This is a genomic window from Sulfurimonas gotlandica GD1 (assembly GCF_000242915.1).
Lineage (GTDB): Bacteria > Campylobacterota > Campylobacteria > Campylobacterales > Sulfurimonadaceae > Sulfurimonas > Sulfurimonas gotlandica.
Genome location: NZ_AFRZ01000001.1, coordinates 297990 through 320300 on the forward strand (window position 1 = coordinate 297990; position 22311 = coordinate 320300).

18 protein-coding genes and 6 tRNA genes are annotated in these 22311 nt (G+C 34.2%); 11 read left to right on the forward strand and 13 right to left on the reverse strand.

The genetic code is table 11. The annotated features are described in order from the left end of the window. Positions 1-3: 3 nt before the first annotated feature. Together SMGD1_RS01445 and SMGD1_RS01450 are read right to left on the reverse strand one after the other, a co-directional pair. Positions 4-1356 carry a fibronectin type III domain-containing protein gene (locus SMGD1_RS01445; protein WP_241761419.1) on the reverse strand — a complete coding sequence of 451 codons (1353 nt, stop codon included), beginning with the start codon at positions 1354-1356 and terminating at the stop codon, positions 4-6. Further along, positions 1304-2281, reverse strand: coding sequence for an RluA family pseudouridine synthase (locus SMGD1_RS01450; protein ID WP_008339919.1), 978 nt, complete (start codon positions 2279-2281; stop codon positions 1304-1306). The genes SMGD1_RS01445 and SMGD1_RS01450 overlap by 53 nt, the downstream gene beginning before the upstream one ends. 49 nt (positions 2282-2330) lie before the next feature. Between SMGD1_RS01450 and SMGD1_RS01455 the strand changes: the two genes are divergently transcribed. Continuing rightward, positions 2331-3443 carry an FtsW/RodA/SpoVE family cell cycle protein gene (locus SMGD1_RS01455; RefSeq protein ID WP_008339924.1) on the forward strand — a complete coding sequence of 371 codons (1113 nt, stop codon included), beginning with the start codon at positions 2331-2333 and terminating at the stop codon, positions 3441-3443. Positions 3444-3562: 119 nt separating this feature from the next. Beyond that, positions 3563-4159 carry a transglutaminase-like cysteine peptidase gene (locus SMGD1_RS01460; RefSeq protein ID WP_008340004.1) on the forward strand — a complete coding sequence of 199 codons (597 nt, stop codon included), beginning with the start codon at positions 3563-3565 and terminating at the stop codon, positions 4157-4159. 130 nt (positions 4160-4289) lie between these two features. Here the strand turns inward: SMGD1_RS01460 and SMGD1_RS01465 are convergent. The 7 genes from SMGD1_RS01465 to SMGD1_RS01495 form a co-directional block, all read right to left on the reverse strand. Further along, positions 4290-4366: transfer RNA gene (locus tag SMGD1_RS01465), tRNA-Asp, on the reverse strand. A gap of 27 nt (positions 4367-4393) precedes the next feature. Then, positions 4394-4469 (reverse strand) — tRNA-Val (locus tag SMGD1_RS01470). Positions 4470-4499: 30 nt separating this feature from the next. Beyond that, positions 4500-4575, reverse strand: a tRNA-Glu gene (locus tag SMGD1_RS01475). 27 nt (positions 4576-4602) lie between these two features. After that, a tRNA-Val gene (locus SMGD1_RS01480) sits at positions 4603-4678 on the reverse strand. A 20-nt stretch (positions 4679-4698) separates the two neighbouring features. Continuing rightward, a tRNA-Asp gene (locus SMGD1_RS01485) sits at positions 4699-4775 on the reverse strand. Positions 4776-4799: 24 nt separating this feature from the next. After that, positions 4800-4875, reverse strand: a tRNA-Lys gene (locus SMGD1_RS01490). A 74-nt stretch (positions 4876-4949) separates the two neighbouring features. Beyond that, a complete protein-coding gene (locus SMGD1_RS01495) occupies positions 4950-6119 on the reverse strand; it encodes a CinA family protein (protein ID WP_241761420.1) in 1170 nt (389 codons plus the stop codon). Positions 6120-6161: 42 nt separating this feature from the next. Here SMGD1_RS01495 and ileS point away from each other — a divergent pair, with 42 nt between their 5' ends. From ileS to gatA, 3 genes are read left to right on the forward strand one after another with little or no spacing between them, the layout of a single operon-like run. After that, complete coding sequence (gene ileS / locus SMGD1_RS01500) at positions 6162-8921, forward strand: isoleucine--tRNA ligase (protein ID WP_008339983.1); 2760 nt, start codon at positions 6162-6164, stop codon at positions 8919-8921. Further along, the gene (locus tag SMGD1_RS14980) at positions 8914-9036 is read left to right on the forward strand and encodes a hypothetical protein (protein ID WP_008339946.1); all 123 of its coding nucleotides are present in this window, start codon (positions 8914-8916) and stop codon (positions 9034-9036) included. The genes ileS and SMGD1_RS14980 overlap by 8 nt, the downstream gene beginning before the upstream one ends. Next, positions 9036-10379 (forward strand): Asp-tRNA(Asn)/Glu-tRNA(Gln) amidotransferase subunit GatA, encoded by a 1344-nt coding sequence (gene gatA, locus SMGD1_RS01505; RefSeq protein WP_008339999.1) that lies wholly within the window; start codon positions 9036-9038, stop codon positions 10377-10379. The genes SMGD1_RS14980 and gatA overlap by 1 nt, the downstream gene beginning before the upstream one ends. A 45-nt stretch (positions 10380-10424) precedes the next feature. Here the strand turns inward: gatA and SMGD1_RS01510 are convergent, their stop codons facing one another. Then, positions 10425-12932 (reverse strand): EAL domain-containing protein, encoded by a 2508-nt coding sequence (locus SMGD1_RS01510; RefSeq protein ID WP_008340118.1) that lies wholly within the window; start codon positions 12930-12932, stop codon positions 10425-10427. 168 nt (positions 12933-13100) lie between these two features. Here SMGD1_RS01510 and SMGD1_RS01515 point away from each other — a divergent pair, with 168 nt between their 5' ends. Together SMGD1_RS01515 and SMGD1_RS01520 are read left to right on the forward strand one after the other, a co-directional pair. Beyond that, positions 13101-13955: an ADP-ribosylglycohydrolase family protein gene (locus SMGD1_RS01515; protein ID WP_008340114.1), complete on the forward strand. Its 855-nt coding sequence runs from the start codon at positions 13101-13103 to the stop codon at positions 13953-13955. 28 nt (positions 13956-13983) lie between these two features. Then, entirely contained in the window at positions 13984-14556 is a 573-nt protein-coding gene (locus SMGD1_RS01520) for a hypothetical protein (RefSeq protein ID WP_008340040.1), read from the forward strand. 15 nt (positions 14557-14571) lie between these two features. On the opposite strand, the gene SMGD1_RS01525 is transcribed toward SMGD1_RS01520, so the two are convergent. Together SMGD1_RS01525 and SMGD1_RS01530 are read right to left on the reverse strand one after the other, a co-directional pair. Continuing rightward, on the reverse strand, positions 14572-14973 hold the full coding sequence (locus tag SMGD1_RS01525) for a hypothetical protein (protein ID WP_008340009.1): 402 nt from the start codon (positions 14971-14973) through the stop codon (positions 14572-14574). Positions 14974-14984: 11 nt separating this feature from the next. Next, positions 14985-15971 carry a hypothetical protein gene (locus SMGD1_RS01530; RefSeq protein ID WP_008340015.1) on the reverse strand — a complete coding sequence of 329 codons (987 nt, stop codon included), beginning with the start codon at positions 15969-15971 and terminating at the stop codon, positions 14985-14987. A 151-nt stretch (positions 15972-16122) separates the two neighbouring features. On the opposite strand from SMGD1_RS01530, the gene SMGD1_RS01535 reads away from it, so the two are divergent. From SMGD1_RS01535 to SMGD1_RS01550, 4 genes are all read left to right on the forward strand, one after another. Continuing rightward, positions 16123-16815 (forward strand): response regulator transcription factor, encoded by a 693-nt coding sequence (locus SMGD1_RS01535; protein ID WP_008340021.1) that lies wholly within the window; start codon positions 16123-16125, stop codon positions 16813-16815. Between the two features lie 53 nt (positions 16816-16868). Next, positions 16869-19691 (forward strand): ATP-binding protein, encoded by a 2823-nt coding sequence (locus SMGD1_RS01540; protein ID WP_241761421.1) that lies wholly within the window; start codon positions 16869-16871, stop codon positions 19689-19691. A gap of 89 nt (positions 19692-19780) precedes the next feature. Next, on the forward strand, positions 19781-21226 hold the full coding sequence (gene guaB / locus SMGD1_RS01545) for an IMP dehydrogenase (protein WP_008339991.1): 1446 nt from the start codon (positions 19781-19783) through the stop codon (positions 21224-21226). An 11-nt stretch (positions 21227-21237) separates the two neighbouring features. After that, complete coding sequence (locus SMGD1_RS01550; RefSeq protein WP_008340017.1) at positions 21238-21738, forward strand: RDD family protein; 501 nt, start codon at positions 21238-21240, stop codon at positions 21736-21738. On the opposite strand, the gene SMGD1_RS01555 is transcribed toward SMGD1_RS01550, so the two are convergent. Then, positions 21735-22172, reverse strand: a complete 438-nt coding sequence (locus SMGD1_RS01555; protein WP_008339902.1) for a bacteriohemerythrin — start codon at positions 22170-22172, stop codon at positions 21735-21737. The genes SMGD1_RS01550 and SMGD1_RS01555 overlap by 4 nt on opposite strands. Positions 22173-22311 lie beyond the last annotated feature (139 nt).

The window sequence follows — 22311 nt, forward strand, 5'->3', positions numbered from 1 at the left end:
CGTTTAATTAAAATCTTGAGTAGGCACTATTACCTCTACTTCTTTACTTTGAGTTTTCTTAGAAAGCTCTTTAGGTTCTTCTTTTTTTACATTATTTGCAACCGTATTAGGAGTTTTAATCTCTACTTCTATACTTGGCTCTGATTTTATACCAAACTCATCAATAGCAAATACTTGGTAGTAATATGTAATATTTGGTCCAATCTCAGGATCTAAGAATTTTTTGCCAGTAATATCTACAAACTCTTCATCTTTTGCATCAAACCAACCAGTTTTAGCTTTTTTAATCACTGTATATTTTTTAACTCTTGTATCTTTATTGTTCCATTTTATTTCAATTTTATTATCAACAACTTTAGCTTCCACTAGCGATGGAATTTCAGGCTTGATTAATGTTATACCTTGAATTGAAATTTTATCGTGAATACTCTCTAAGCCATTTTTCTCAACTGCACTAACTCTGTAAAAATACTCTTTACCGTCTTCCTCAATTACATCTGTAAATGTAGGATTATAAAGTTTTGCAATTAACTCATAAGTTCCATCTGAAGTCTCTGATTTATATAAATGATAAAAAGAGAAATCTTCAGTAGTTGATTTTTCCCAATTTATCTCTATTTTTCTAGGTAAATTTGTTGTTGCTACTATATGTTTTATACTTATTGGCAGAGCTTTTGTAACAACTTGAACAATCTCACTAGGAGTAGAAGTTATACCATCGTAAGTCAACACAAGAACACGATATTTATATACATATTCATCTTTAAGATCAACATCTATAAACTCAGCATTAAGTCTGCCATCAACAGTAGCGATTTTACTCCACTTCTCTTCTTCTAATGTTCTTCTTTCAATAATATATGATTTAACTTTTTGATTTGTATGCGGTCTCCAAATAATTTTTGCAGTTCTTGGCATATTTTGAATACTTTGAATCCAAACTACTGACTGTAAAACAGGAAGAGAGTTTATAACTTTCGCTTCACTCATTTGAGATTCTGCTTCTTTGGAAAAAGTCTTAAAACTGTAAGTATAAGCTGTGTCTGGCTTTATCTCATTGTCCAGATAGTGAGTTGTAAAACGATTATCTATTGTTTTGTAGTGAGAAAGTTCGCTAGCTTCCTGAGTCATATTTTGCTTGTAAATATAAATGCCGTTTACTCTCTCATCTTCTATAGCTCTCCACTCAAATGCGACAGCATTCATGTCTACAAAAGTTCCTGTTTCTGTCAATCTCACAACAGGTAGTGTTTTATCAATTTTTATCTCATCTGCTGGTTTTGGAGAATTACCTCCACAACCACTAAGAATCAGTAGAGAAGCTGCGCAGAATGTTGCTAGTGTCCATAACTTCATTAATTTGCTCCGTATCAAATTTTTTGTCTAAATAATCTTTCATTGTCTCATCTAGAGGTGCAACAAAAGTTAGTTTTTCTTTGCTCGTTGGATGAACAAAATATATCATATAAGCATGTAGCAAAATTCGTTCCGATTTCTCTGCTTTTGGGCTTAGGGCATATATGTGATCACCTATAATATGACGGTTTATACTCTCCAAGTGAACACGGATCTGGTGAGTACGTCCAGTGAAAAGTTTACAAGCTACAAATTGCTGTTTTTCATCATTTGAAAGTGATAGAACTTTGAACATAGTTTTTGCATATTTAGATTTACCTGCGTCAGTACATGTCATTTTTAGTCTGTTATGAGCACTTCTCCCAATATTTTGTTCTATTGTAGTAATCTCATCTTTTAAAGGTGGGTTTAAAACTGCAAGGTAATATCTTCCCATGCTTTTATCTTGAAGTTGTTCAGATAAAAATTCATGAGCTTCATTGTTTTTTGCAACAACCATTGTCCCGCTTGTACCTTTATCTAGTCTATGAACTATTCCGTGTCGCTCTTCACCGCTTATATTTGATAGTCTGATTCCTTTGTGTTTGAGCCAATCAACAAGAGTTGCCTCTTTTACACTTGGTGCGGGATGAACAGTTACACCGCTTGGTTTATTAATAACCAAAACATCATCATCTTCATAAAGTATTTCAACATTAAAGTCAATATCAAGAGCCGGTGATTCCTTAGCTTCTGGAAACTCTACTTTTATATTCTGTCCAGATTTTAGCTTTACGCCTGGTCTAGTAACTAGTTTTTCATCTACAAAAACACACTTGTGTTTTATTAAAGATGCTATTTGTGAGCGTGTTTGCCCAATCTCTGATGCTAAAAATATGTCTAATCTTTCCGGATTATCGCAAACATAGCTTTTTATATCGCTCATTATGTCCCTTTTGTGATACAATTTCTAAAAATTTTTTGGAGTTACAAATTTGTGGAGATTTGATAAACGTATTTTAGCACAATTTGACTTCTTTTCTATTATCTTAATAATCCCACTGATTATAACTTCACACTGGCTTATTTCAGAAGTTGTGCCAGCTCTTGCACAAAAACAAACTACCTATGTAGGGGTAGCTTTTCTTGCATTTCTATTTGTCTTTTTGCTGCCTATTAGAAGAATGAGTTGGTTAATACCACTTATATATTGGGCAAATATTGGTCTATTACTTGCAGTTGAGTTTTTTGGTCACGCTAGACTTGGAGCACAAAGATGGATAGATATTCCATTTATTAATGCTACCATCCAGCCGTCTGAATTTGTAAAACCTGCACTAATACTGATGCTAGCCTATCTTATACACAAGAACCCACCACCTTTGCAAGGATACAGAATTGCTGATTTTTTAAAGATAAGCTTCTATATACTCCTTCCTTTTATACTTATAGTAAAAGAACCTGATCTTGGAACAGCCCTTGTTCTTTTACTTATTGGCTATGGAGTTTTATTTTATATAGGTGTCCATTGGAAGATATGGGCAACTATTCTAGCTGCTATTTTACTTCTGTCACCTCTTGTTTATAAGTTCGCATTACATGATTATCAAAAAGTAAGAATTAATGATTTCCTTAGTGAAAAACCTTCTTATCATGTGCAACAATCTATCATTGCCATAGGTTCTGGAGGCTTGACTGGAAAGTCAAAAGAAGATGCAACACAGACTCAGATGAGATTTTTACCTATTGCTACAAGTGATTTTATCTTTGCCTTTTTAGTTGAAAGAAGTGGATTTTTAGGTGCACTTGCAATTATATTGGTATATGTTATGCTTATATTGCATCTGATGAGCCTTAGCATCTATAATAACGACTACTATATAAAAGTAGTCACTATATCTATATCTTTTATGATATTCATATATATGGGTGTGAATATATCTATGACGATAGGCTACGCTCCTGTTGTTGGTGTCCCTCTGCCCATGTTTAGTTATGGAGGGAGTAGTTTTATTAACTTTATTATTTTATTTGCGATTATGCAAAATCTAGTCACTTTTAGATATAAAGATATGTATGATATCAGGGGTACAAAAAGCTTTTTATAAAATTATTTTTAAAGCTAAAAGTAAATCGTCCGATATACTCGTGATATTTAGTTAAAATTATCTGATGTTTTTAAATTCAAGGAAAAATTATTAAATTATTTATACCTTTATTATTATCAATGACTCTCTATGGTTCTGTATATCCTACTTTTACAAGCAATGAGATTCTTCATATAAAGAAGAAATCTGGAAAAAAAGCTTGCGATAGAATCCACGAGTATGATAAAAAAATAGAATCTCTGAAAAATGATACTGAGTTTATACAGCTTACGAAAGTAAATATATATCTAAATCATAAATTGAAGTATCAATCAGATAAGGTACTTAACAATAAGAGTGATTACTGGGCTACACCTAAAGAGTTCTTAACAATGGGTTCTGGTGATTGTGAAGACTATGCCATTATAAAATACTTTACACTTTTAAAACTTGGATTTGAAAAAGATAAACTATTTATAACTCTTGCTTACGATAAATATTCTAAGAGAGACCATATGGTTCTTAGTTATTTCGCAGATGTAAACAAACCACCACTTATATTAGACTCACTAAGCTACGAAGTTTTAGATCTAAACAAAAGAGCAGACTTAAAAGTAAGTGCTTTTATAAACACTAATGGAGTCTATAGACTAAGTAAGACAAGTAAGCTTAAAAAGACAAAACAGACTTCAAATAAATTTAAAGAGTTGTTAAAAAGAGTAGAGAAAGAGAGTTAAAGCTAAAAGTTTATTTTTGAGTTAGCTAATTCTATATCAAACTAGTTTGATGAGCTTTACGCTGAGTAAAATATAGTGTTAACGTAGTAAAATTGATTTTATTGATTTTGCGTATATATTGTAAAAGAAGTGGCGCGGTGGACGAGACTCGAACTCGCGACCCCCTGCGTGACAGGCAGGTATTCTAACCAACTGAACTACCACCGCGCATAATTGTAAAAAGTGTTACTAAAATGGTGGGCACTACTGGACTCGAACCAGTGACATCTACCTTGTAAGGGTAGCGCTCTACCAACTGAGCTAAGCGCCCATTTTGTAACTTTGTATAACACCAAATAAGTGGCGACCCCTAAAGGATTTGAACCTCTGTCCCTACCATGAAGTGATAGTGTCCTTGGCCACTAGACGAAAGGGTCACTTTCATAAACAAAAGGTTTATATAATGGTGGGCACTACTGGACTCGAACCAGTGACATCTACCTTGTAAGGGTAGCGCTCTACCAACTGAGCTAAGCGCCCATTAATTTACTAAAAAACAGTGGCGCGGTGGACGAGACTCGAACTCGCGACCCCCTGCGTGACAGGCAGGTATTCTAACCAACTGAACTACCACCGCATATATTGTTTTTTAGTATAAAAATGGTGTCCTGTGATGGATTCGAACCATCGGCCACATCATTAAAAGTGACGTGCTCTACCAGCTGAGCTAACAAGACATTTTCCTCTTATTCTTAAGAGGTCGAAATTATAGACAAATAGATTTTAGATGTCAAGATATTTTCGTACAAATTTAGAAAAACGTCTCTTTATCTATTAAAATAAGCATTTTTATGGCGAAAAGCACACTTTGGTGTTGCACATAGTTCCTATCTCCATCTAATCTTAGATGCATCTCAGAGTGATGAGTCTTAGAACTTGCCCCAATATATACAGTTCCAACTGGTTTAAATTCAGTTCCACCAGTGTCACCAGCTATGCCGCTAATAGAAAGTGCATAATCTGCACTACTGACATTCAGTGCACCTTCACACATCTCCTTTACTATTTCAGAACTTACAGCCCCAAACTCTTCTAATGTATCATGCTCAACTGCAAGCCAATTTTCTTTTATACTATTTGAGTAAGTAATTAGTGATCCATCTAAGATTTTAGAAGCACCATTTTCTTTTGTAAAATAGTAAGTAAGAAGACCTCCACTACAACTCTCAGCAAAAGTAATCGTTTTTTGATTTCTTGAAAGTGTTTCGATAATATACTGAATGATATTAGATGCTGCTATTAGATTTCTTGGCAGTAGTTGTTTAGCTGAGTTTATAAACTTGGATATGTTTCCGTATTTTTTACTAACTATGTCTACTCTTAGCCAGCCATCTATTAGAGTGACAACATCTATCTTCACCTCAAATGTCTGAGCTATTGGATTTAACATAGCATATACACCGTCTTTGCTTTGGTCAAATATATGGACTACTGCTTTATTTTCTTCAAAGTGAAGTAAAATCTCCGGCATCTCTTGCATTTCATCTATATACAATACGTTTGTTATGGAATCCTTATATTCAAGCAGATAACTTCTATCTTCAAAAACTGAACTATTTGAGGGAATAAGCATATTATCTTTTAAGACTTGATTATCACTGGTAACTGTACATATTACTTTACCTATAGTTGAAAAATTATGTTTTGTAGTTACAATTATCAGCTTATCAGATGTATTTAGCTCTTTTTCTAGATATAAGAATAGTGAATTATCACTCTCTTTAAAATATGTTATTGAATCAATAAAATCAGATTTTTGTCTTATTTTTCGTATGACATACTCTTGTAAAGATGTGTTATAAAAAAATTTGCTACCAATAAATAAAAGATGCACCCTCATGTCTAAACAGCCTTCTAAATCAAATTTGTGTTGGCTTATTATAGCACCATTATAAGAGTTTAAAGAAGGTTTTAAACACACAATAGATATAATCCAAAAATTTTAAACACTTTTGAGGTACAGATGGACTACAAAGAGACACTACTTTTACCTACTACAAATTTTGCCATGAGAGGCAATCTGATAAACAATGAACCTGAGCGTTATGCTTCATGGGATAAGAACAAAATCTACGAAAAAATGAAAGCAAACCGTAAGGGTGCGCCAAGTTTTACTCTTCATGATGGCCCTCCTTATGCAAATGGAAATATCCATATCGGTCACGCACTTAATAAGGTTTTAAAAGATATTATAATTAAACGTAACTACTTCGATGGCAAGTCTGTTCGTTTTACTCCGGGTTGGGATTGTCATGGTCTTCCAATCGAGCAACAAGTTGAGAAAAAACTTGGTGGAAAGCAGAAGAAAGAGCTTTTAGAAGTTTCAAAAGTAAGAGAGCTTTGTCGTGCACATGCAGCGAAGTTTGTTGATATACAAAAGAGTGAGTTTAAACAGTTAGGTATTTTAGCAGACTGGGAAAATCCTTATGTAACTATGGACTATAAATTTGAAGCAAACATCTACCGTACACTTTGTGGTGTTGCAAAAAAAGGTCTTCTGATTGAACGTAGTAAACCTGTTTACTGGTCATGGGCAGAGAGAACTGCACTGGCTGAAGCTGAAGTTGAGTATGAAGACAAAGAGTCTCACTCTATCTACGTAGCGTTTGAATTAAGTGATGAAGCAAAAGCCAAAGCTGATTTAGTCGGAAAAGCTTCTTTAGTGATCTGGACTACTACTCCTTGGACACTTCCATCAAACACAGGTATCTCTCTTCACCCAGAAGAAAAGTATGTTCTTACTACAGATGGCTACATAGTAGCCAAGGCTCTTTTTGAGTCTTTACTAGCACTTGGTGTTGTAAAAGGCGAGATAGCTAAAGAAGTAGATTCTAAATCTCTTGAAGGCCAAGTTGCAACTAACCCATTAAACGGCAGAACTTCTAAAATTGTTTTAGGCGACCACGTACTTATGGATAGTGGTACCGGTGGTGTACATACAGCTCCTGGTCACGGTGAAGACGATTACCGTGTTGGATTAAAGTATGACTTGGAAGTTATTATGCCAGTTGATGAGACTGGATGTTTTGATGAGACAGTAGTTCGTGAAAAACTACTTCCTAATCCAGAAGAATTTGTAGGTCAACTTATCTTTAAAACAAACGATAGAATTTTAGAACTTTTAGGTGATTCTCTTCTTTATCAGTCAAAATTTACTCACTCTTATCCACACTGCTGGAGAAGTCACACTCCACTAATCTTCCGTGCTACTAGACAATGGTTTATCTCTGTAGATGAGAAGCCAGAAGGTGAAGACAAGACTCTAAGAAACATAGCTTTAAGCGAAGTAGAAAAGACTCTTTTCTTCCCTAAATCAGGTAAAAACCGTCTAAACTCTATGGTAGCAAATCGTCCTGATTGGTGTATATCTCGTCAACGTGATTGGGGTGTTCCTATTGCTTTCTTTAGAGTAAAAGAGACAGGGGAAGTTCTTTTTGATGAAAAAGTTCTAAACTTTACAGCTATGATATTTGAGATGCAAGGAAGTGATGCTTGGTATTCAATGCCAATAGAGCAACTTCTTTACCCAGGTTCTGGCTATAAAGCAGATGAGTTGGAAAAAGTTACTGACATTTTAGATGTTTGGTTTGACAGTGGTTCAACTTGGAACTCAGTTTTAAAGTCTCGCAACTATGATGCTGGAGAATATCAAGCCGACCTATATGTAGAGGGTTCAGACCAGCATCGTGGTTGGTTCCAATCATCTCTATTTTTATCATGTGCTGTTGAGCACAAAGCTCCATATAAAGCAGTTCTTACTCACGGTTTCACAGTAGATGAAAAAGGTGAGAAGATGTCAAAGTCTAAAGGCAATGTTATTGCTCCTGAGAAAGTTTTAAAAGAGTACGGAAGTGAAATCCTTCGTCTTTGGGTAGCTTCAAGTGACTATCAAGGTGACTTAAAAATCTCTGATGGTATTTTAAAACAGACATCTGAGAACTACCGTAAACTAAGAAACACTTTTAGAATCATGCTTGCAAATATTAACGATCTTGAGACAATTAGCGCTTATGAAAATATGGGCGAATTAGACAAGTGGATTTTAAATGTTGCTAAAAATGTATTTAAAGAAGTTCATAAATCATTTACTGAGTACAACTACGTCAACGGTATGAGTCTACTTAATAACTTCATCGTTAATGAGTTAAGCGGTATGTACATAGATATGACAAAAGACTCTCTTTACTGTAATGCAAAAACTGACCCAAGAAGAATGGCATCTCAGAGTGCTATGGCTATCATCACTAAAAGCTTACTTCTTCTAATGGCTCCGATATTAACTTACACAGCAGATGAGATTGTAGAAAATGCTCCTGCTATCATCAAAGGTGATGCAGAATCTATTTTTGACATGACTTATGCAGAAATTCAAGCTGGTGAATCAACTTTTGATGCACTCTACATGACTAAAGCTCGTGAAGGTTTTGGAACAATCGTAGATGCACTTAAAAAAGAGAAAATCATCAAAAGTACTTTAGAGGTAGTTATCTCAACTGACTCTAATATAGCACTTGCTATTGATAGTACAGATGCTGAAGACTGGTTTGTTGTCTCTTGTGTATCAGACGAAGCATCTGGTGATGTTCTTGGAACTTTCAAAGTTGAAGATGACATATTCACTATTTCAAAAGCAACTGCTCACAAATGTCCTAGATGTTGGAAATACCAAGCAGCTAGTGAAGATACAACTTGTAAAAGATGTGAAGAAGTTGTAAGTGCCTAATTTCTCAGAGCCTGTTTCAACTACATTTATAACTATTAGCATAGTTCTAATATTTGTAGTTGTCGCTCTCGGAATTGTAGCCGTACAAAAAGTAAAAAAAGCAAAGGAAATTTAGTGATTACATTAAAAGAAGCCCTTAAATTAAATAAAGATGAACTAAACAAATTTAAAGAAGAACTAAAAGCTAAAATAGAAGCAAGACCTGAACTAAACGCTTACATTGATGTAAATAATATTGGAGAAGGTGTTCCTATTGCTATCAAAGACAACATCCAAGTAAATGGTTGGTCTGTGACTTCAGGCTCAAATATTCTTCAAGGTTACATCGCTCCATATAATGCAACTGTAATAGAGAAAATGGTCGATGCAGGTCTTAGTCCATTTGGTAGAACAAACATGGATGAGTTTGCTATGGGTTCAACTACTGAATCAAGTTTTTACGGTAAGACTCAAAACCCTCACAACTCGGAGTATGTTCCAGGTGGTAGTTCTGGTGGTTCTGCTGCTGCTGTTGGTGCTGGTTTAGCTATCGCTGCACTTGGCTCAGATACTGGTGGATCTATCCGTCAACCTGCTGCTTTTTGTGGTATTGTAGGAATGAAGCCTACTTACGGAAGAGTAAGTCGTTACGGTTTAGGTGCATATGCATCTTCACTTGACCAAATAGGACCGATGACTCAAAACGTTGAAGATGCTGCAATTCTGTATGACATCATCAGCGGTCACGATGCTAAAGACTCAACAAGCGCAGATATGAATGACAAAGTTTCAGACAAACTAGATGCAAACAGAAAAATGACTATCGCTGTTCTTCCAAAGCATATTGAAAATGCAAGTGAAGATGTGAAAAAAGCTTACCAAGTTGCTATAGATGTACTTAAAGCTGCAGGTCATACAATAGTAGAGCGTGAGCTAATGGATGCTAAGTTTGATATCTCTGCTTACTACATCACTGCAACTGCTGAAGCTGCTACAAACCTTGCACGTTATGACGGTATTCGTTATGGTAACCGCGTAACTGGAACTAACCTTGAAGATACGTTCATCAAGACTAGAAGCAACGGTTTTGGAGATGAAGTAAAACGTCGTATTCTACTTGGTAACTTTGTACTTTCAAGTGGTTACTATGAAGCTTACTATGTGAAAGCACAAAAAACTAGACACATGATCAAAGACCAATATAATAAAATCTTTGAAGATGTTGATCTTATCCTTTCACCTATTGCACCGGGTATTGCACCAAAATTTGGTGAGCTTAAAAACCCGATGGACATGTACCTAAGTGACCTTTACTCTATCAGTGTAAATCTAGCTGGACTACCTGCCCTAGCACTCCCTATCTCAAAGTCAGATGCAGGAATGCCAGTAGGACTTCAACTTATCGCTAAACCTTACGATGAGCAAACTCTTTTTGACGGTTCTCTTTCTTTAGAGAAACAAATCAACTACAACTCTTAATCATTTTTTTTTTACTTTCCCACTTTTAAAGTGGGAATAAACTATTTACAATAAAAGCTTTTCAAACTCCGAAGTTTTAAGAGGCTTGCTTTTATAATATCCTTGATAGTATTGGCAACCATGCTCTTCTAAGAAATCAATCTGTTCAATATGCTCAGTACCTTCAGCCAATATCTTATAACCAAGCGCACTTCCCATTGCGATGATTGCTTTAACAATTGCCATATCATCATTTTCAAACGGTACTTCATCTATAAATGATTTATCAATCTTTAAAATATCAATAGGGAAACGTTTCAGATAACTGTAAGATGAATATCCAGTACCAAAATCATCAATAGCTAACCTGATACCCTTTGCACGAATAGCGTGAAGCATAGCTACTGCTTCTTCCTCCCGTTGCATTACTGCACTCTCTGTCAACTCTATAACTAACTTATCAGCTGTAAAACCTGTCTCTTTTAAAGTACTGTCAATCAACCTAGTAATATTTTGGTGTCTTAGTTGATTTGCCGAGACATTTACAGATATGCTTAGATTGTAACCTTTATCTATCCACAACTTTCCTTGGCGACAGGCATCTCTAATAACCCACTCTCCAATAGCTCCAATAAGACCTGTTTCTTCAGCCAAAGGAATAAAATCATTTGGAGAAATCAAACCATGGATAGGATCATTCCATCTGATAAGTGCTTCCGCACCAACAATTCTTTTACTCTTGATATGAACCTGTGGTTGATAATATAATTCAAACTCACTGTGTTCTATTGCTCGTCTTAATCTGGTTGCCAACTCTATATGTTTTTTAGCCAACTCTGTTAATTCATCGGAGTAGTAACTTATACCACCACGTTTATCTTTTTTCCCTTTGTAGAGTGCAGTATCTGCAAACTGTATAAGTTCTTCAGCTGTCTCAGCATTTTCAGGGGCTATTACTATACCTGCTGTTGAACAAATATGAACTTCGGAAGTGTTGGATAGATAAAATGGTTTTTCTACTTCTTCCATTATCTCCTTAGCAAACATAGCAGCATCGTCACTATTATTAATATCTTCTAAAATTATTGCAAACTTATCACCGTCAAGTCTTGCAATAAAGTCTCCACCACGTATACGAGTAGATAATCGTTTAGCAATAAGAGCAAGCAGTTCATCTCCAATATCATGTCCATAACTGTCATTTATATCTTTGAAGTGGTCCATATCTAAAACCAATAAAGCTGCTATTTTATTATTTCGCTTGCATCTATGTACTACTTTTTGAAGATATGAGAACAAAAATGTACGATTTGCAAAGCCCGTTAAAGTGTCAAAATTAGCAAGTCTTTCAAGTTTGTTTTCATACTGCTTACGCTCAGTAATATCTTGAACTGTACCTATGCCTGAGACAATTGTTCCATCTTCATCAATCACAAATTTCGCTTTTTCACGAACCCATTTAGTTTCACTTCCAACAATAACGCGATGTTCAATTTCAAATTTAGCACCTTTTAGTGCTTCATCCCATGCTAATAATGCATTTTCTTTATCATCTTTGTGAATCATTTCAACAAATAGTTCGTAGTTCATCTGCGTACCATGTTCAATACCAAAGATGTTATAACACTCATTTGACCATGAAAGAGTATTTGTCTTTAAATCAATACTCCAACTACCCACACGAGCAATTGACTGAGCTTCATTCATAGCAGTCTCTTTCTTTTGAAGCTCTTCTTCACGCTTTCTTGATTCATCTAAATCTTCATTTTTTTCTCGTATCGTTTTAAGCAGTGTCTCAAAGTATGCCCCATGAATTGTTTTGAGTACTTCATGACGATTAATGATTCCTATAATCTTTTCCTGAGAGTCTGCAACTACCAGTTGATGGATTCCATGCTCTTCCATCATTTGTGCTGCTTTTTGCAGAGGAATTGATTTTACAACGAAGTGTAAATCTTTTTGTATGATCTTTTTTACAGTTGAATCTAAAGAGAAATCTTTATGAGCATAATAACGTGTTACATCTCTTTCACGAACAACCCCATGAGCTTTAAGGTTTTTCATAACGATTGCCGTATCAGCATGACGTTCACTCATCATCTTTGCCACATCAACAATAAGAGCATTTGAGTCTATCATCAATGGTGCTTCATTCATGATATCTTCAACTGCTTTTAATGCACCGACATCTATGTATCCGATATGTCTTAAAAAATCACCTTCACTTACAACACCTACAAACTCATCATTTTCATTTGTAACAATGATATGCCTATAGCCCTTATTTTGCATCATGATATAAGCATCATGCATATATATATCTTCTTTAATCATAAATAAATTACCAGCAATCACTTCTGATAAAAGAGTAGATTTTTGTAAAGAGTTTGCAATTGCTTTTAATGCGTCATGCTCAGTAAAAATACCTATAGGTTGATTATTAGCATCTACAATAACAATTGAGCTAACTGCATTGCTTTGCATATGATTTAGTGCGTCTTCAATAGTTTTATCTGGGCTTATACTTGCTATAGATTGAGATACGATAATGGAGCCAATTTTTGTATGTTTCATGCGGTCCTCTTTTAATGATAATAAAATCAAAAATAGTATATCACGTGTCCTTATAAAGTCTACTTTTATACTTCAAGCTTTTAAAATATAAAAATAACACAGCCTACTCTCAGACTATAAAGATAATATCAAACAAATAAAATATCTTACAAAATATAAGGCTCAAAAATGAACAAACAAATATCCAACTCTATAATGGCTTCACTAGTGGCAGATGCTTATGCACTTGGTGCTCATTGGATTTATGAAGAAGCACACCTTAAAAGTCTACCAATAGACTGGGAAACACTCAACAAAGCTCAGTCAATGTGGCATAAAGGCAAAGCAAAAGGTGACTTCACTCACTATGGAGATCAGACACTTTATCTTTTAGAGTATATGTCTCAAAACAAAGAGTTTGATAAAAATGACTATTATCCATTTTGGAGTGAGAAGATGTCTAATTATGCCGGTTACGTAGATGGTGCTACACGCAGCGCTTTAGTTAAGATCGGTTCAGAGTCAAATGAACTTAGCATCTGTGGACATATCGCTCCTCTGCTTATAGATGCAGATACAAAAGAAATATTTCTATCTCGCTGTAAAGAATTTGCCGAGATAACACACAACTCTAAACTAGCCGTAAGCTCCACTCTATTTTTTGCAGAGCTTTTGTGGGACTCAAAAGAGAATAAAGATATTAAAAAAAACATAGAGCTGCTAAAAAGTAAGTATCCAAAATTACTTACTTGGATAGATGCAGGAGTAAAAAGTAAAGATGCTGATACATTCAGTACTATTAGAGAGTTTGGTCCTGCGTGTGGAATTGACGGCGGTTTTGCTGGAGTTATTCATCTTTTATCATTAGAAGATGATTTTAAAACTGTTATGCAAAAAAATGCAAAAGCAGGTGGAGACTCTTCTGCAAGAGGTATGGTTGTCGCTATGATTTTAGCAACACAAGATGACTTTGAACTTCCAGATGAATGGATGAACGCTATCAACACAATAGAAGATATAAAAAATTATCTATCCTTGGTATAATACTCTAATAATTTTTCAAGGAATACTAATGTTTAAAAAAATAATTATGGGCTTATTAGCTACTCTTTTTCTTACTGCATCTTGCCATGCAAAAGATGCGGATGCTTATGATGTATATGAATGGATGGAATCACTTGAAGGCGAGTGGGTTCTATCTCCTGCGGACAAACAAACAGGAACTGACTCATACAAGCATAAAGATGTTTTACCGATGATCGGTACAAACAAGGCAGGAATATCATTTAAGTCTATTGGAAAAAAGAGCACTATACAAGAAGACCTGCTTCCAAACTCTCCTAAACAGATGGTGACTATGTACCACTGTAAAGACATTGAGTGTAATATGATAAAAGCTACTCACTACTGTATAAAGCAAAACCAACCTGAGTTTATAGCAAATTTCAAAAAGAGTACACCGACTAAAATCGTATTTGACTGCGATATGACTACTGAAATATGTCAATCTGATGAAGATCATGTTCATACTATCATCCATGAAATCACAAACAACGGCAAGCATCTAAAGACTTCATACCTAAGCTGGGAAAATAAAAAACCAAAGCAAAACAGCTCTATATATCACTTTGATAGGAAAAAATGAGTCGAATGAAGTTTATTAATTGTTAAGAAGTTTATCTTCTTTTCTGTTTTGTTTAAAATACATGCAATGTTTAAGCATACGGTTTAGCTTCTCATCACTACAATAAAAATCCATCTTTATATCTACAATAAATTCAGATGAGTCAAAACATGGCTCAACAAGTAAAACTGTTAATATATCTTTATGTTTTTTTGTAATCTTACTGATAAATTTTGTATTGAAAGGCCCATCAACATTTGTTGTGATTACTACATTAAATATTTGTGAGTCAACCATTTCATAAGCACTAGCCTCATCTTTTGCTATTCTAACATTTAAAAAAGAATCATAAAAATAGTTCAAATGAACATCAAAATAAGATTTTTTTCCTATTAATAACAGGTTGTTATTTTGTAAAATACAATTAATCTCTTTCATTTTATTCCTTTCTAAAAAAATTCCATCTCACCCTCTTGAACTTCATGAGGTGCGAACATAGTAATTATTTGTTTGATGCTAAGTGTAGTTGGTGCATGTATTTGATGTACATTGTTCATAGCAATATTTTCTACGCTAAATCTTTGAATATAGCTATCCATATCACGCACAACAGCATCAAAAAGTTTCAACATATCATCGCCGCTGTGTGTTAATACTTCCATAAATAGTTTAGTATTTACTATCATAGATTCTGATAGTTCTTTCATGCTAAAAGCAAGCTCGTCCAAATAAGGAGAGTAATGCAGTAAAACGTTAGAAGTTTTATGCAAGATTTTTGCTACTGAATTAATATCGTTTTGGTTAGAGTTAATCATAGCAAGTGACATATATTCTAATATTTCATTTAGATATTCAATCATATCATCAGCGTCGTCAGTACGAAATGTGATACTATCTTTGCCATCATCATTTTCGAGTGCAAAGTACTCTTCTAAGTTAACTTCACTTATTGTAGACTTTAAAAGCTCTTTTGATGAACATTTTTCACTAATATTGTTAGATATTTCTATATACTCTTTAATTACACCGGAAAAATTCATATCAAAGAGATCAATTGTTTCTTTAAAAAGAGTCTCTGAATGATGGATGTCATTTTCTATTAACACATCCACTACAGTATTTCGCATCCCAGAACATATTCTGTAAATTTCATCTAACATAAAGCCATGTTTAGAAAAAAACTTCAACATTACTATGATTACAGGACAGTGACCAGCTTCTTGCTCTTTACGTAAAACACCGATAAAATAGTCTAAAACACGAGAGCCAAAGTGTTTAATAAAAAAATCTGTATTAACATTATTGTGATTTAAAACTTCTTGAACACGTTTTTGCTCTTTCCACTTACTAAGTATCTCATTATGTTTTATAGTGAGTAAGTCAGCTATTACATCACTTTGAACAGACTCAAACTCTATACATTTTATTTCACTCATCAAACCAACTTGTTATATTTTTTTATCTTATAATTATCTCGAAAAGTTGTCTCAAAAAAGTCTCACTATTTACTTGTACTATTCCATCAAGAGATTATCAGTTTAATTTTAGTGAGCTTGTCTTATAATTTTTGCATCTGTAAGGAGATAAATGAATCCACTAAGTTTGAAAGTTCTAAAAAATCTAAATGTTCTGTATATAGAAGATGACCCTCTAGTCGCTAAACAAACTATTGGTTTGTTGGAGCATTATTTTTGCAATGTACTTCACAGTGATAATGCTGAAGATGCGTTAAAAATATTTAACACAGAGCATGTGCATATATTAATAACAGATATTGAACTGCCTGGGATTAGTGGTTTAGAACTCTGTGAAGAGATTAGAAAATTTAACTATCATATTCCTATCTTTATAACTTCAATTCACAATGACAAAGAGATGCTAATGAAGGCCATAAAGCTAAACTTGGTCAATTATCTCGTTAAACCGGTAAGCACTACAAGTATTACTAAAACGCTTATTGAGAGCCTTGAACATTTAAATAGAGAGGGAGAGTTTTTAGTAAGACTCAATAATAGTGTTGATTATCATCCTCTTTCTAATGAACTTGTAGTTGAGGGAAAGACAATCTCTCTTAGTTTAAGTGAAGTAAAACTTCTTGATCTGCTAATCATTAACAAAAATAAAGTTGTGTATAAAAGCACTATTGAGCATGCGCTAAACCCAGATGAGACAATATCTGACTCAGCATTTAGAAACATACTTTATAGAATGCGTAAAAAAATCGGAAAAGACTCAATAATCTCCGTATCACGTGTTGGTCTTAAGTTGTTGCTAAAATAATGAAGCACACTTTTTTATTTTTACTAATCACTCTGTGTTTCAACCAATATCTATTGGCCCAAATACCACTTCATCTAACTCAAGAGGAACAAGTCTGGATAAAAGAACATAAAACTGTTCGTGTCGCAGCAGGTTCTCATTCGGCACCGATAGAGTTCCGTGATGAAAATGGCAAATATCATGGAATCTCTATTGATTACCTAAAACATATAGAAGCTTCAACCGGTATCACTTTTGAGATTGTAAGTAAATCATCATGGGACAAAGATTTAGAACTACTCCGCGATAAAAAAATATCAATGATTTCTTCAACTAGAAATACACAAGAAGGAGAAGAAGTTGCCCTCTTCTCAAAACCATATCTATCTATGCCAATCAATATTTTTGCACGTAATGACAGCTCATATATATCTAACTTAAATAAGCTCAATGGAAAACGTGTTGCTGTTGAAAAGGGTTATTCTCTAGCAAAGTTGTTAAAACGTGATTATCCAAAAATCATACAAGTTAGTGTTTCATCAAACAAACAGGCACTTAAAATGATTATAGATGGTGATGTAGATGCTTATATAGGAAATGTATCTACAGTTACTTATAATATATTGAAGCTCCATATTACCAATGTAAATATCGTAGGTGAAACTCCCTACACTTGGAAAAGATCTATGGCAGTGCGTAAAGACTTGCCTTTGCTAAATAGCATCATACAAAAAGCCTTAGATTTAATAGAACTTCCTGAAAAAGACGTAATGCACAATCGCTGGATGACAGTCCACTATGAACATGAAATAGACTATATAATTCTTTTTTACTATTTAGGTTTTGTACTTTTAATTCTATTTTTTGCTATTTTGTGGAATATCAGCCTAAAGAGTAGAGTTGCCAAGCGCATACATGAGTTAGAGCAACATGATGAGTACTATCACTCTCTTTTTAATAACTCAATTTATGCGATTGCTATAACTGGAGCAGATTTTAAATTTACACATGTCAATAAAGAATTTTGTGACTTGCTAGGCTATGATGAGAAAGAATTAATAAACACTTTTGGTATTTTAGATGTGACATATATCGAAGATTTAAACTACTCCAAGAGTATGATTGACAAATTAATAAGAGGTGCTTCAACCAAGTATAAGATAAAGAAAAGATACCTGACAAAATCAGCTAAAGTAGTAGATGCGGTAAGTTTTATCCACGCTATTTATGATGATAACAACACTTATATTGGTGCTACTATCTCTATCTTAGATATTAGTGACAAAAAACATGCCCAAGAAGAAGTCCTAAAACATAAAAGCCGTCTTGTTGAGTTAGTTGCTCAACGTACACAAGAACTTTCAAAAGCAAATAAACTCCTTGCAAAAGCTAAAGAATCAGCTGAATTAGCCAATAAATCTAAAAATATATTTATCTCCAATATGAGCCACGAAATAAGAACTCCAATGAATGCTATATTAGGTTTTTCAAGGCTACTGTCACATACAAAGTTGAACAATCAACAAAAAACATATCTCTCAAGAGCTAAAAAAGCCACAAAATCATTACTATCACTTCTAGAAGACACACTTGATCTCTCAAAAATAGAAGCCGGAAAATTAACAATTGAAAACATTCCATTTCAACCAAAAGTTATTGTAACAGAGATAACAGAACTTCTCGAACTAAACGCAAAAGAAAAAGGTCTTTTAATTGAGTATGAGATTGATGAACACCTTCCTAAGTATCTCTTAGGAGATCCAAATCGTATTAAACAGGTTCTTATAAATCTCATAAATAATGCTATAAAATTTACTCAAGACGGTTCTATCTATGTGAGTGTATTTGTTAACTCAAAGAACATACATAACTGTTGTGTAGAGTTTGTTGTATCAGATACAGGCATCGGTATAAAAAAAGAAAATCTAGCTGATATATTCGAACATTTTACTCAAGTTGATAATAGTACGACAAAAAAAGAAGATGGAACGGGCTTGGGACTTGCCATATCCAAAGAACTTGTGAAGAGGATGGGTGGACAAATAGATGTACAAAGTGAATATAGAGAAGGCAGCACTTTCTCATTTGAGTTAACACTTGATATCTCCAAAGCAAAGTCTACTTCTGAAATTTCAGAGAATAACAATAACCCGCACTTCAAAGATATAAAAACGCTCTTAGTAGAAGATAATGAAGATAACCTTATTATTGCAATTGAACTATTAAAATTCATAGGAATAGAAGTCGATACAGCTAGGAATGGAGAGATTGCACTTGAGATGATTAGAAAAAATAATTATGATCTTGTTCTTATGGATATACAGATGCCAATAATGGATGGGCTAACAGCTACTCGTATACTCCGAAAAGAAGGCTTTATCGACCTGCCTATCATAGCAGTTAGTGCTTATGCTTCTGCCAAAGAGCATCATCGCAGCATTGGGGCAGGACTAAATGCACATATAAATAAGCCTTTTAAACTAAAAGAAATTCAAGATATAATATTTGAGTATTTTCCAGATAAAGTAATAGATGCTACCCCAGTAAACCAAATAGAGCTTAATTGGATTCCTCAACTGCAACAGATTGATTCTCTGGAATTTACAGATGATCTCTACTCTTACTGGTTAAACAAAGAAAGCTTTTTAATAGCATTAGAAAAATTTTTAAATAATATTTCAAAAGATAGAGAAGAAATTCATAATAACTACAACGAAAATAAACTCACTAAAGTTTTACAACTGCTTCATACTTTAAAAGGACATTTAAACCTTTTTGGTGCTAAAAAACTTTTTAATATTACTCAAGAATTAGAGCTTGCAATTCAAAGTGGTGATGAAACTATGATTTTAAGAAAATTTAGTGAATTTGACTCTGTTATTGATGAGCTGAAATAAGACTTTACCTTTTTTTAACCACAAAAAAGATATAATCCAAAAATTATAAAGAAATAAGCATATTATATTCTTAGCACCAAAGGATAACCATGAAAATTCGTAAAAGAGCCTTAACATTTGAAGATGTACTATTAGTACCACAATATTCTGAAGTATTACCAAAAGAGGTTTCACTAGAAACTAAGCTTACTCGTAATATCTCTCTTAAAATTCCTATGGTTTCTGCAGCAATGGATACAGTTACTGAGTACAGAGCGGCTATCGCCATGGCTAGACTTGGCGGTATCGGTATTATTCATAAAAACATGAATATAGAAGCTCAAGCAAAACAAATAACTAAAGTAAAAAAAAGTGAAAGCGGAATCATTATAGACCCTATCTATGTTCATCCAGATGCAACTCTAGCAGATGCAGATGCACTAATGAAAGAGTATAAAATTTCTGGTGTTCCTGTTGTTGATACTCATAACAAACTTCTTGGAATCCTTACAAATCGTGATATGAGATTTGAAAAAGATATGAGTAAAAAAGCTGATCAGGTAATGACAAAAATGCCTCTTATCACTGCTGTAAAAGGTATCTCTCTTGATGATGCTGGTGATATTATGCATAAAAACAAAATAGAAAAACTTCCTATTATTGATGAGGATGGTTTCTTAAAAGGCCTTGTAACTATCAAAGATATCAGAAAACGTATTGCATACCCTAACTCAAATAAGGACGCTTTTGGCAGACTTATTGTTGGTGGAGCTATTGGTGTTGGTCAACTTGACCGTGCAAAAGCACTTGTGGATGCTGGATGTGATGTTTTAGTTCTTGACTCTGCTCACGGTCATTCAAAAGGTATTTTAGATACTGTTAGAAAAATCAAAGAGACTATGGAAGTTGATGTTATCGCTGGTAACATTGCAACTGCAGAAGCTGTTCTTGCACTTATTGAAGCCGGTGCAGATGGTGTTAAAGTTGGTATCGGACCTGGTTCAATTTGTACTACTCGTATTGTTGCAGGTGTTGGCGTACCTCAAATCTCTGCTATTTCTGAATGTGCAGACGAAGCAAGAAAACATGGCGTACCTGTTATTGCTGATGGTGGTATCAAATACTCTGGAGACATCGCTAAAGCTTTAGCTGTTGGTGCTTCATGTATCATGGCTGGTTCACTTTTAGCTGGTACTGAAGAATCTCCAGGTGATACTATCATGTTCCAAGGACGTCAATATAAATCATACCGCGGTATGGGAAGTATAGGTGCTATGCAAACTGGTTCTACAGACAGATATTTCCAAGAAGGAACTGCAGCAGATAAACTGGTACCAGAGGGAATCGAAGGTCGTGTTCCTTTTAGAGGCAGCATTGCTGGTATTGTTCATCAAATGATGGGCGGTCTTCGCTCTTCTATGGGCTACTGTGGAAGTGCAAGCATTCCAATATTCTGGGAAAAAGCAGAGTTTGTTGAGATCACAAGTGCTGGACTTAAAGAGTCTCATGTTCATGATGTTATCATCACTCAAGAAGCGCCTAATTACCACGTATAAGGTATAAACTAATGAATGAAGTAAGATACGCAGGATTTTGGATTCGCTTTGTTGCTTCATTTTTAGACACTCTCTTTCTTGCTCTGCCGGTAGCTATAGTCATCTACTTTTTAAGTGATGGCAACTGGTTTGACTTCTCACAATATCAACAAAATATAGCCTACGCAATGAGTGGAAATGCGAATAAAGCTCTCTCATCTCAACCTCAGATGTCAATGAAATGGGAACTTCTTTTTGAAGCTGCCGTTTTAATCGTAACTATGGTCTTTTGGAGAAGATGGAGGGGTGCAACTCCTGGTAAGAAGTTTGTTCATATTAAAATAGTAGATGCTATTACACTTCAAGATATAGACAATAAACAAGCCATCACTCGCTCTATTGGTTATATCGTTTCTACTTTAGCTCTTATGATAGGTTTTTTGATGGTGGCTTTTAGGGCCGACAAGAGAGGACTTCATGACCTCTTGGCTGGAACTGTAGTTATCTACGATGAAGAGCTTATAGAATCTTAGAGATCTGAAAGATCAAAAATACCTTCATCTTCTTGCTCAACTAAAAATAGTTTTATTTTTGTATCTTCATGCATGATATGATCTATAAGAGCACGCTTAGCTACAACTCTCATTTTCGATTTTATAATCCCTAGCTTTGCCGGTGTAACAACAACTAGTTTAATACTTTCAATAATCTCTTCATGTAATTTTTTATGCTCTTGCAGAAGCGGATAATCTATAACAGACATATACGCTTCTTCATCTTCAAAATGTATTTGCATATAGCTATTAAACTCATATAAAATAACCCTAAGTTCTTCTTTTACATTTTTTGAATCTTCTAAATCGTAAAGTCTATTTACTAGTTCAAAAAGTTTTTTATGCTGAGTATCTATCATGTCGATTCCCAATGCATATCTATCATCCCAAGGTATTTTTTGACTAGATGGCATTCACATGCTCCATTATTTTTATATTTCCTTATTCTACCATATTGCCTTCATAAACTGAATGGGTATTTAATATTATTTTGGATATTATTTTAGGAAATTATTATTATTACTTCTGCGTAAGTTATTGTAAAAGGGAGAA

What these genes read in the sequence shown, in the direction of transcription:
- SMGD1_RS01460 (WP_008340004.1), top strand. Translation starts at nt 3,563, where the DNA reads ATGACTCTCTATGGTTCTGTATATCCTACTTTTACAAGCAATGAGATT.
- guaB (WP_008339991.1), top strand. Translation starts at nt 19,781, where the DNA reads ATGAAAATTCGTAAAAGAGCCTTAACATTTGAAGATGTACTATTAGTA.
- SMGD1_RS01550 (WP_008340017.1), top strand. Translation starts at nt 21,238, where the DNA reads ATGAATGAAGTAAGATACGCAGGATTTTGGATTCGCTTTGTTGCTTCA.
- SMGD1_RS01535 (WP_008340021.1), top strand. Translation starts at nt 16,123, where the DNA reads ATGAATCCACTAAGTTTGAAAGTTCTAAAAAATCTAAATGTTCTGTAT.
- SMGD1_RS01555 (WP_008339902.1), bottom strand. Translation starts at nt 22,172, where the DNA reads ATGCCATCTAGTCAAAAAATACCTTGGGATGATAGATATGCATTGGGA.
- SMGD1_RS01520 (WP_008340040.1), top strand. Translation starts at nt 13,984, where the DNA reads ATGTTTAAAAAAATAATTATGGGCTTATTAGCTACTCTTTTTCTTACT.
- SMGD1_RS01530 (WP_008340015.1), bottom strand. Translation starts at nt 15,971, where the DNA reads ATGAGTGAAATAAAATGTATAGAGTTTGAGTCTGTTCAAAGTGATGTA.
- SMGD1_RS01445 (WP_241761419.1), bottom strand. Translation starts at nt 1,356, where the DNA reads ATGAAGTTATGGACACTAGCAACATTCTGCGCAGCTTCTCTACTGATT.
- SMGD1_RS01525 (WP_008340009.1), bottom strand. Translation starts at nt 14,973, where the DNA reads ATGAAAGAGATTAATTGTATTTTACAAAATAACAACCTGTTATTAATA.
- SMGD1_RS01515 (WP_008340114.1), top strand. Translation starts at nt 13,101, where the DNA reads ATGAACAAACAAATATCCAACTCTATAATGGCTTCACTAGTGGCAGAT.
- SMGD1_RS01450 (WP_008339919.1), bottom strand. Translation starts at nt 2,281, where the DNA reads ATGAGCGATATAAAAAGCTATGTTTGCGATAATCCGGAAAGATTAGAC.
- ileS (WP_008339983.1), top strand. Translation starts at nt 6,162, where the DNA reads ATGGACTACAAAGAGACACTACTTTTACCTACTACAAATTTTGCCATG.
- SMGD1_RS01510 (WP_008340118.1), bottom strand. Translation starts at nt 12,932, where the DNA reads ATGAAACATACAAAAATTGGCTCCATTATCGTATCTCAATCTATAGCA.